Genomic DNA, 6003 nt, shown 5'->3' with positions numbered 1-6003 from the left:
AGATAGCTTAGGACAAGAACTTTCATCACAAAGCTTAGAATCTAAGCTTATCCTTACAGGGCATTCACTAGGAGGACATTTAGCACAAGTATTTGTCTTACTCTATGCAGATAATGTCAAAGAGTTATATACTTATAATGCACCGGGTATCTCTCATAATATCGTATCAGCATATTTTTTGCGTATGGTAGCTTGTATATGTAGGTTATTTGTATCAAATGAAAAGAAGCTTTTTAATCCAAATGGATTCACAAGAAAGGTGATTGATAAAGTAGCAAATGCTATAGATAAAGCTACAAATAAAGATGAAGCACAAAGTCAAGGTGCAGGAAAATTCATAGAAGAATTAAAAGTCGTAAAAGACAAGCAAGATTTTAAACAATTAACAGATAATATAAAAAAACTTATTCAAGCAGATAAAACAAATACTTTTCAATACTTAGGCTTAAAAGAGATTCACCATATAGAGAGTAATAACACGCCAGATAATATACGCGCATATCATGAAGCCCCCATCTCCAAACTCAATATAAAGCTCGGTATCCCAAAAAGTCAAGAATATACAGATACTACAATCTTACATACACTAATGGTAAGTGAAACAGGTATGGATTCTCATTATTTAGATTGTATTATAAAAGCTTTGTATATGTATGATTATATTTTATCTTATGGAGACAATAATGCAAAAATACAGAATCAAACAATAAGCGAAGCATTAAGACTGCTCAATACTTTTACACAAACACAATCTATATTGATACAACTATGCACTAAACTAAGTGGAAAGAAAATAAATTATCTTGACTATCTCAATCAACAAATAAAATCTATACTAGCAAAAGACAATCAAAAAAGCAACGATAAAGATATAGAAAACGCTTATGAGAATAAAGATTCTATAGAAGCTATTACAAATTATAAATCTTATATCTTCCCTAAAATCATCGATGAAAATGATATAGAAAATATAATGATGAAGCTAGATTCTAATAGTTCTATTGCATTATTGTATGCTTTGTATCAATGTCAGTTTTATATACTTGTAGATAGTAATGGCAATGAGATAATAAGCAATCCACAAGCTCAAAGCTCTATACAAACCAAACAATCACACAGCACTTCACAATCTCAAAGTAACCCTACTACCAAAACAGATATAATAAAGCTACTAGGATATAAATCAAACTTTGTCAATGCTGTATGCTTGGAACAAAATAAAGAAAACCTAAAAGACTATATAGAAATAAGAAAACAAGTATATAAGAGTGTATATACACTTCGTTACCAAAAATGGCATTATCCTTATGAGGAAGTCTATATAGATGATAAATATGACATACAAGAAAACACTAAGCTTCCTTTTTTAATCTTTAGCAAACGCCATAAATTACTTGAGAGTATTGATGAAGCTATCATCATAAGAAAAGAAAGCTATGATAAAAAAATACAAAATGAAAAAGATATAGTAAAACTAGAACTTGATGAAATATTTTATAAAAATGGGGATAAAATTACTATCTTTGCTAAAGATGGCACTTGTCTTAATGCAAAAGAAAATGAAAAAGCTTTAGGTTTAGTCTCTGATAACTCTCCAGCACAAATCTATCTAGGGAATCTAAAAATACAAGGTGGAGATGAAGACCCAAATAATGCAGGTTGGTTCTATGGTAAAAAAGGAGAGGTTTATACAACAGATGCACGAGGCAATATAGCAATCTATCATAACAATATATGTATGAGGCTTGATAACTGCTATCATGAGGCTTATGATGTATAAATATCACGATTTAAATTGCACTAAGGAATAATATGCTACATACAAACACTAAACAATCCAATACAGAATCAATCGATAAGATACAACCAGCAGATACGAGATACACCACAATACTTAATCTTGCTACTCAAGAAAGCAAAGAAAATGAAAAAGCATATAGAGAAGAAAAAGCACTCTTAGAATCTAAAGCAAAAGATTCTAAAGAGAATAAAGAAAGTATCTCCACTGCATTCCTCTGTCCTGTCCTAGAAGATAATGAGCTTAAATGTCCTCATAATGGTAGAGTAAAGCTAAAGAGTAAGAAAGGTAAAAGCTTCAAATCTAAAGACATTCCTATGATTTTAGAATCTGATTTATTAAATGCTAGTATTATAGGTTGCACTAACAACATAGCAGGTGTTCCTACTCCTTGTTCTCTTGTATCTGTAATCCTCCCTAGTGCTAGAGCTTATAAGAAATATAATGATGATTATCCTATAATGCAAGATTTATGTGTTAGTGGGGTATTAAGTGATAAAGGATTCCCTATCACTTGTAAGCCTAAGAATAATACCTTTAAGATAAATGCTCCTAATCCTACAAACTCTAAAGAGAGAGATAAAGATACTAAAGATTTAGTGATACCATATCATAAGCCTACATTTACTATTTGCTATAAGATAGACTCCCTCCAAAAGAATTCTCTTAATATCTATCAATGCACAATCAATCACAAAGAGATGAAAAGTCATATCATTCTCCAAGAGTATGAATTAGATATGAGTGAATGCAAAGATATAAAGAAGAGTGATTTGCCTCTTTCTATACAAGAAGACTATAAGAATAAAGACTTTACTTATAAGGCATTCTCTATAGTGTTTGATAATCATACAAGAGAGTATGTCTGCATTATTCCTACAAGAATACCTAAGATACTTAAAAAAGCATTTGAAGAACATAAAGAAGCACAAGAGAACAAAGACTATGGATATGGTGCATTTACACTCATAGATGATACATACAAAGAATACAAACAAGAGAGTATATATTCTAAAGAAATATGGCTTATGCCAGCTCAATGTAAGAAACTTACGATAGAATTTGGTAATGAGGATAGAGAGGATACACAAAGCAATCATAATAGCTATAATACTCTATCAAATATATATGTGAGGTAGGGAATGGGAGAGAGGAAGAATATAGATAGAGGACACACTATCACGATAAATAATATATCACAAGCTTATAACTCGCAAGATATAGTAGATTCTGTTAAGAAGTTTTTACAAACAGCTAAAGATAAACAATGCAATATAACAATCATCTCCCCTACTGACTTTATGGCAGAGAGATTGTATAAAAATTTTAGTGATTATATGGATATTTCCAAGATAGATACATTATGCTTCTATCCAATTAAACTAGATTGTTTATTATCAAACACCTATAAACTGCAAAGAAAGAAGTGGCAAGATAAGCTACATATAACATATATAAATGAAATTAATGATAATCCACTAGAAATACTTATAAATAAAATAGCGCAGCAAGCGAGTAATATAAGACAACAAGAACAGAATAAAGAAGCAAAACCCAATTTGTTGCATGAAATTGCACATGCTTTCACATTTTCTCCAATACAAGTGGGTTCTGGTAGTGCTGGAGATTTAGATAACATTGCATCTGTGATAGTAAATCAAGAAAAAGCAAGGCAACATAGCTTCTTTGAGGATATAGCATTACTTGATTATAAAAACGCATATATACCAAAAGAAGCAACAAAAAATTTCAATGATATAAAAGATACAGATTCTATAGGGATAAGATTTATAAAGGAATTTTTTATTGATTTGATGGACAAGGTAACAAGATATTATGAATTATATGTTAAAGAAGAAAGTATTATTAGAGATAAACTAAAAGATATAAAAACAAAGCTTATGGATGCTAGAAATGAGATTCTCAAAAATCTAAGCAATACAGAACAAGATAAAATAGATGATGAGAGAAGGGCTGCATTACTTACAGCATTAAAGGTTGGGATATGTATTATTGGTGTATGTCTATCACTTGGTAGTGGAGGCATGTTTGTTGCTCTTGCTTTAAGCTTAGGGACAACTTCAGCTATAAGGGAAATATATGATACATTAAAAGAATTAGGCGAATTAGAAAACAATAGATATTATAGGGCTATTGCAGTGCCTATACTCACTGCATTTTTTAAAGACATCAGTGAAGTTCTCGCGATATGCTTAATAGAATCTAATATCTTTATGTTCCTTGATAGTGATGGGAGTTTTATAGATTTAAGTGGATTGGAGACCGATTTTCTCATCAAAGAACATTCTTTTAATCTTACGCCAAATCTTAATCAAATAATACAAGGAAAATATCATGACAATATACAAAATATCATAGACATACTTACTCAAAAAAAGCCATTTATTACAAATGATAACAATGAATACTCATCTATGTGTATATCTCCTTTACATACAGACTCTAAAGATAATAGCCCAGCATATAATCTCTTTAATAAGCTTACAAACTCATATACAAATCTTGTTTATATCACATATCCAAGTTTTACATCGACAATCTTAGCAACAGCCATCAAAGGAGAAAATACAACAACACAATCAAATAAAAACTATATCACACTTACTCCACCACCAAATAAAGAAAAAGCAGGGAGTATGCAGCAAGCTATAAAAACACTAGATATACAAATACAAGGCAGACCAGAGCCTCCTAAACTGCAAATTAAAAAACCAACACAAGATTATAGTGGCTATATACACGATGATATGATATTAGATAATATTTTTTTATATATTTCTCCATTTATAAAAATTAATCAAACAAAAAAGGGAGAATATAAAGACAATAAGCTACTATCAAATGATGATAGAGAATATATACAAAGCTTTATGTTGCAAGATGAAAATATAGAATCTATAAAGATATTGCAAAAAACTTTTATTAAAGAGCATATAGAATATTATAAATTTTTATTTGATTCTGTAAAATTTGAAGAGAAAAATGTAAATCATGATATTGTGTTTGGCGGAGAAAAATATCTCTATACGCCAGAAAATATATTTTTAAAAGCATTGCTCTTATATTATTTAGAACAAGATGGTGCAGAGATTAAAAAAGGATGGTTTGTAAAATTTTACGCAGAAGCAAGTGATGAAGAGACAACCTTGCAAGAGACAACAACGCAATTTTTAGTGAAAGAAAATGACAAACAAGCAATACCTATTGATTTAGTTGATTTAAAGGATAAGATTAAAGAAGCTATAAACGCATATAAAGAAAATAAAAATAATGACTATGAAATAAAACTTACAAAAAATATTATATTGCATCCATTTTCACAAGATACAAACAAGCTTAGCCTTGCGTTTATAGGCAATAGCATAAAAGAGCAATACATAGGGTTTGGCAATAAAAATATAGACGAAGTATTACCGCTTACCATACAATCTGTTGGAGAAAATATCCTTACAAATTTATTGCCCTCTACAAAGATATTACTTGCTGATACACAAAGTAAAACATTAGAGGCTATATCAATACTTTTTATAACATTTGCTTTTGCCTTATATGTGGCTAAAAAGGAAGGTAAATTTATATTATCTTTACTTAGTATTACTACTAATACAAATCTAGCCACTATAATAAAAAATGCAACATTAGAAACATTGCAAACAGCCTTTAATCATAAAAAAGATTCTATAAAAATTTCAAACAATACAAAAAGAAATACTCAAATTAATAAATTATTAAATCAAATAGATATAAAGATATTAACTCAAGATACGACAAGAAAGCTAGATAGAGCAGGTAATAAGCTAATCGTAAGCAAAGAAAATAATAATATAAAACTAATGATTATAGATAACAATAACAAACAAATAAAACAGCCAACATACATAACAATACAAGCAAATAATACACAAACAAGAAAAAACATAATAAACAATATAAGCAAAGACGCTATAAGGACAATCTCTTATATTGCTATTATTAGCATAGCAGATTCTATATTTACAAATATTATAAAATCTTTATTTAAAACAGATTCTAAAGAACTCTTAGAAAAATATAATATCTTAGAATCTAAATTGCACAATATACACAATGCACCATTATTTATGGATAATGACACATTTCTTACCTATCCTATACCAATTCACTCAAGAATGATTGTGTATAATTTTGCCTATGGATTATTCGGT

Annotated in this window: 2 protein-coding genes and 1 pseudogene; all 3 read left to right on the top strand. The window is 29.3% G+C overall.

Annotated elements, in window-relative coordinates:
- Positions 1 to 1780 (top strand): annotated as a pseudogene (locus tag CQA53_RS12440) (hypothetical protein); the annotation flags it as partial.
- Between the two features lie 32 nt (positions 1781 to 1812).
- Positions 1813 to 2937: a hypothetical protein gene (locus CQA53_RS09860; RefSeq protein WP_115543821.1), complete on the top strand. Its 1125-nt coding sequence runs from the start codon at positions 1813 to 1815 to the stop codon at positions 2935 to 2937.
- Between the two features lie 3 nt (positions 2938 to 2940).
- A partial coding sequence (locus CQA53_RS09855; RefSeq protein ID WP_147290027.1) for a hypothetical protein occupies positions 2941 to 6003 on the top strand: 3063 nt, incomplete at its 3' end.

This window comes from Helicobacter didelphidarum (assembly GCF_003364195.1).
GTDB classification, from domain to species: domain Bacteria; phylum Campylobacterota; class Campylobacteria; order Campylobacterales; family Helicobacteraceae; genus Helicobacter_A; species Helicobacter_A didelphidarum.
Note: the sequence above shows the minus strand (reverse complement) of the source record. Positions and strands in the feature narration are given on the sequence as shown.